General features: G+C 67.5%; 7 protein-coding genes. 3 read left to right on the forward strand and 4 right to left on the reverse strand.

Features of this window, described 5'->3' with window-relative positions; genetic code table 11:
• The 3 genes from AC1VAN_RS11455 to AC1VAN_RS11465 all read left to right on the forward strand — a co-directional run.
• Positions 1-744, forward strand: a 744-nt coding sequence (locus tag AC1VAN_RS11455; RefSeq protein WP_480985832.1) for a GMC family oxidoreductase, incomplete at its 5' end; no start/stop codon positions are given.
• On the forward strand, positions 744-1,319 hold the full coding sequence (locus AC1VAN_RS11460; RefSeq protein ID WP_032975889.1) for a gluconate 2-dehydrogenase subunit 3 family protein: 576 nt from the start codon (positions 744-746) through the stop codon (positions 1,317-1,319). The genes AC1VAN_RS11455 and AC1VAN_RS11460, both read left to right, overlap by 1 nt.
• Positions 1,304-2,077, forward strand: coding sequence for a 3-keto-disaccharide hydrolase (locus tag AC1VAN_RS11465; protein ID WP_282280691.1), 774 nt, complete (start codon positions 1,304-1,306; stop codon positions 2,075-2,077). The genes AC1VAN_RS11460 and AC1VAN_RS11465 overlap by 16 nt, the downstream gene beginning before the upstream one ends.
• 10 nt (positions 2,078-2,087) lie before the next feature.
• Here the strand turns inward: AC1VAN_RS11465 and AC1VAN_RS11470 are convergent, their stop codons facing one another.
• The 4 genes from AC1VAN_RS11470 to AC1VAN_RS11485 form a co-directional block, all read right to left on the reverse strand.
• Positions 2,088-2,375 carry a c-type cytochrome gene (locus AC1VAN_RS11470; RefSeq protein ID WP_032951568.1) on the reverse strand — a complete coding sequence of 96 codons (288 nt, stop codon included), beginning with the start codon at positions 2,373-2,375 and terminating at the stop codon, positions 2,088-2,090.
• Between the two features lie 27 nt (positions 2,376-2,402).
• On the reverse strand, positions 2,403-3,269 hold the full coding sequence (locus AC1VAN_RS11475) for a sugar phosphate isomerase/epimerase family protein (RefSeq protein WP_282280692.1): 867 nt from the start codon (positions 3,267-3,269) through the stop codon (positions 2,403-2,405).
• 19 nt (positions 3,270-3,288) lie between these two features.
• Positions 3,289-4,413 carry a Gfo/Idh/MocA family protein gene (locus AC1VAN_RS11480; RefSeq protein ID WP_480985833.1) on the reverse strand — a complete coding sequence of 375 codons (1,125 nt, stop codon included), beginning with the start codon at positions 4,411-4,413 and terminating at the stop codon, positions 3,289-3,291.
• A 12-nt stretch (positions 4,414-4,425) separates the two neighbouring features.
• Positions 4,426-4,829 (reverse strand): MFS transporter (locus tag AC1VAN_RS11485; RefSeq protein ID WP_480985834.1); only part of this gene is annotated, 404 nt, incomplete at its 5' end.

Consider the following 4,829-nt stretch of genomic DNA (forward strand, 5'->3'; position numbering starts at 1 on the left):
GTGTGGGAGGGTGGGCTGGGCTCTTCGTCCGGTGAGCTGGGACACAACGTGATGGACCATCATTTCGGCGCGGGTGCCTCCGGCCGGGTCGAAGGCTTCGAGGACAAGTACTACTTCGGCCGTCGTCCCTGCGGCTTCTACATTCCCCGCTTCCGCAACGTGGCCGCTGACAAGCGCGGCTACCTGCGCGGCTTCGGCTACCAGGGCGGTGCCAGCCGCACGGGGTGGTCGCGCGAGATTGCCGAGCTGAACATCGGCGCCGACCTGAAGGAGGCGCTGACCGTGCCCGGTGACTGGCGCATCGGCATGACCGGCTTCGGCGAAATGCTGCCGCACCACGACAACACGATCCGCCTGGACCGGGACCGCAAGGACAAGTGGGGTCTGCCGGTGCTGGCGATGGATGTATCCATGCGCGCCAACGAACTGGCCATGCGCAAGGACATGGCCGCCGATGCCGCCGAGATGCTCGAGGCCGCCGGCGTCAAGGAAGTGGAGATGCACGACAACGACTACGCCCCGGGCAAGGGCATCCATGAGATGGGGACCGCGCGCATGGGCCGTGACCGCAGGACGTCCGTGCTGAACCAGCACAACCAGGTCTGGGATGCGCCCAACGTCTATGTGACCGACGGTGCCTGCATGACCTCCAGCGCGTGCGTGAATCCTTCGCTGACCTACATGGCGCTGACCGCGCGGGCTGCCGACCACGCCGTGCGCGAACTGAAAGCGGGGAACCTCTGATGGACCGCCGCGAACTGCTGAAGATGATCGTCGCCGCCACCGGCGCGGCGATGATCGGCCTGCCCGCGCTCGGTCAGGCACAGGCTCCCGCCGCAGGGGCGAAGACGCGCTTCTCGGACGCGGATGTCGGCACGCTGGACGAGATCGCCGAGACCATCCTGCCGCGGACGAAAACGCCGGGGGCGAAAGACGCAGGCGCCGGTGCGTTCATGGCGACGTTCGTCAGCGACTGCTACACCGCCCGGCAGCAGGCGACATTCCGCGCTGGCCTCGCCGATATCGACAAACGCGCCGGCGGCCGCTTCGTTTCACTTGCGCCGCAGGCCCGCACTGAACTGCTGCGCGCGCTGGATGCAGAGGCCAGGAAGCACGCGGTCGAGGTGACCGAAACCGGCACCGCCGAAGCAGGAGAGCCGATGCCGCATTACTTCACGATGTTCAAGCAGCTCACCATCTTCGGTTTCTTTACCTCCAAGGTTGGCGCGACCGAAGTGCTGCGTTACGTCGCCGTGCCGGGCCGCTACGACGGCGAGCTGGCCTATGTTCCCGGCACGCCCGCATGGGGGACCAGCTGATGGATCACGCCATGAAGATCGCGCCGCTATTGATCGCCGCCGGCGTGCTCGCCGCTGCACCGGCGTTCGCGCAGGCCAACACCGATCCTGCGCGCGACCCGGCGAAGACCGAGGTGTGGACGCCCGTGCCTGCAACCGTGGCCACGCCGCCGGGCAAGGCGCCGTCCGACGCCATCGTGCTGTTCGATGGCAAGGATGCCTCCGCCTGGGAGTCGGAGCAGGGCGGGCGTGTGCCCTGGACCGTCGCCGACGGCGCCATGACCATCGTGCCGGGCAGCAAGGGCATCCGCACCAAGCAGCGCTTCTGCGACATCCAGCTGCATGTCGAGTGGCGCACACCTGTCGAGACCAAGGGTTTCGACGGCCAGAACCGGGGCAACAGCGGCATCTTCCTGCAGGAACTCTATGAGCTGCAGGTGCTGGACAGCTACAACAACCCGACCTATGCCAACGGTCAGGCCGGCTCCATCTACAAGCAGGCCATGCCGCTGGTGAACGCCTCGCGTGCACCGGGGCAGTGGCAGGCCTACGACATCCTCTGGAAGGCGCCGCGCTTCTCAGTGGGCGGTGGGCTTGTGTCGCCTGCGCGCATCACCGTCCTGCACAACGGCGTGCTGGTGCAGGACGACACCGTGCTGGCGGGCAGGACCGAGTACATCGGCCCGCCCTCGTATTCACCGCATGCGTGCGCGCCGATCCATCTGCAGGAGCACGACGCCAAAGTCAGCTACCGCAACATCTGGGTGCGCGAGCTGTAACGCTGGCGGCCTATTTCGCCAGATAACTGGTGATGTCGTCGATCTCCTGTTGCGACAGCTGGGAGAACGGCGGCATCAGTCCGCCGCCCTTCCTGATCTTGTCCTTGATCTGCGCGGCATCCAGGCGCTTGCCGATGTCGGTGAGYGCGGGGAATGCGCCCGGCATGCCGGCGCGATCGGCACCATGGCAGGCCGTGCAGTTCGCTGTGTAGAGCTTTGCGCCGGCTGCAGGGTCGTCCTTGGACCATGCCGTGGTTGCCAGCATCGCCGCACAGAGAATCACAGCCACTTTCAGCATCGTTTTCAATCAGGACTCCTTCGCGTACTAGCGCTGCGCGCTGGCTGGCAGGCGGGGGGACAGGTGTTCACGCAGGTAGTCCGCGCCGGTCTGGATGACCTTGGCCGGATCACGTGGCTGGTCGTGCTCGAGGATGTACCAGTGCACGCCGGCCGCTGCGGCGGCTGGCAGGATCGCGCGCCAGTCCAGCACACCCTGGCCGACGGCAGCGAAGCCGCCCTCGTCTTCGGCCTGGCCCTCGGCTGCATTGTCCTTGGCGTGYACCGCRAACAGGCGGCCGCGGAACTTGCCGAGCATCACCGCCGGGTCCAGKCCCGCACGCGCGACCCAGGCCAGGTCCAGCTCGGTCTGCAGGTCCGGTCCGGCCGCTGCGAACAGCAGTTCCAGGCCGGTCCGGCCATTGAAGTCGACCAGTTCGAAGTCATGGTTGTGGTAGGCCAGGCGCATGCCCTTGGCCCGTACCTGCTTGGCGATCGCGCCCAGTTCCTTGCCCAGCGCGGTCCAGCCTGCGGCATCGGTCGGCCGATCCTTCGCGTCCAGGTAAGGCACCACCAGGGTGGTGTTGCCGATCGACCGGTTGAAGGCCACCACGCCGTCCAGGTCCTTGCGCAGCTCGGCCAGTTGCACGTGGGAGGAAATCGCCCTGATCGAATACCGGTCCAGCAACTGCTTGAGTTCGGCCGCGCTGACGCCCTGCGTGCCCACCGTTTCCACCGCATCCACGCCGGCGTCGTGGACGATCTTCAACTGCTGGTCGAGCGGGCCGGCGTTGCGCAGTGAGTACATCTGCACGGCGATGGGCTTGTGCGGGCTGACGGCTTCGTGTGCCAGGACGGGCAGGGCAGCGAACAGCAGCAGGGCGAGGGTGGCAGTTCTGCGGGCAGGCGTGTTCATCATGAGATGCTCCCGGGGTTCAACCGATGGCGGTCCAGGCACGGGTCCTGGCCGAGGTGATGACGCGGTCGACGATCAGCGCCGAGCGCACGCCGTCTTCGAAGGTGGGCAGGCCATCCGGTCGCTCGCCTTCGATGGCGCGGTAGGTGTCGGCGACGAATGCCTCGAAGCAGTGGCCGTAGCCCTGCGCGTGCCCGGCCGGCAACAGCGACAGCCGGCGCTGTTCGGCACTGCCGGCGCCCGGCCCGCGCACGAATACTTCCTCGCGCTGGTCGGGCTTGCCGATCCACAGGCGCTCGGCATCTTCCTGGTTGAACGCCACGCTGGCCCTGGCACCATCAATCTCGAACCAGAGGCGGTTGTGGCGTCCGGCCGATACCTGGCTGACCGTCAACGATGCCAGCGTCCCGGCGCCGGTACGGAACATCGCCGCGGCCACGTCCTCGCTGGTGACCGCCTGCATCGCGCCACCGGCCGCTGCTGTGGTGAAGCTCTGCCCGGTGTCGGTGCTGCGTTCGGCGATCACCGTGTCGAACGCCGCGCTGACCTCGGTGAAGCGCTCGCCGCTGACCCATTCCACCAGGTCACACCAGTGCGAGCCGATGTCGGCGAACACGCGCGAGGCGCCGCCCAGCGCCGGGTCCACGCGCCAGTTGWTGCTGGCCGGGTCCAGCAGCCAGTCCTGCAGGTAGCTGCCGTGGATGAGGTGCAACGGCCCCAGTTCGCCATGGGCGATGCGTGCGCGCGCCTCGCGGACCACCGGGTGGTAGCGGTAGACGAAGGGCACCGTGGCGACCAGCGCGTTGGCGGTAGCCAACGCCGCCAGCGCCCGGGCGTCTTCCAGCGTAGTGGCCAGCGGCTTCTCGCAGACCACGTGCTTGCCGGCTTCCAGTGCGGCCTGTGCCATGGGGCGGTGCAGGTGGTTGGGCGTGCATACGTGCACGACCTGCACCTGTGGATCGGCGACCACCTCCTCGATGTCCCGATAGGCACGCGGGACACCCCACGCCTGCGCCACGTCGCGTGCGCGCTGCGGAGAAGAGGCGGCCACGCCACGGATGTCGGCACCCGCCAGCAGCGCCGCGCGACGGTGCACGGCACCGATCATTCCTGTGCCGACGATGGCGATTCCAGGCTTTGGCATCAGTTAGGGTCCTCAGGGCGTGGAAGGTGCGGCCGCAACCACTGGCCGGTCGCGGAAAAGCAGCAGGAAGGCGATCAGCACGAGCAGCGCGACCCCTGCCGGGAACAGCCAGATCTGCTGCCAGTCCGGACCGGCTGCAGTGGTGAAGTGCTCCACCACCGCGCCGGACAGGAACGTGCCGATCAGCATGCCCACGCCATACGTGGCCAGGGTGATGAATCCCTGCGCGCTGCTGCGCGCGGCCGGCCCGGCATGCGCATCGGTGTAGATCTGGCCGGTGACGAAGAAGAAGTCGTAGCAGATGCCGTGCAGCACGATGCCGATCACCAGCAGCGAGAAGCCGCCGCCCGCATCGCCAAAGGCGAACATGACGTAACGCACGACCCATGCGGCCATGCCCACCGCCAGCATCGTCT

Source organism: Stenotrophomonas sp. 05L44_2 (assembly GCF_056665995.1).

Coding starts and splice junctions, on each gene's coding strand:
- AC1VAN_RS11460 (WP_032975889.1), top strand. CDS start 744: ATGGACCGCCGCGAACTGCTGAAGATGATCGTCGCCGCCACCGGCGCG.
- AC1VAN_RS11465 (WP_282280691.1), top strand. CDS start 1,304: ATGGGGGACCAGCTGATGGATCACGCCATGAAGATCGCGCCGCTATTG.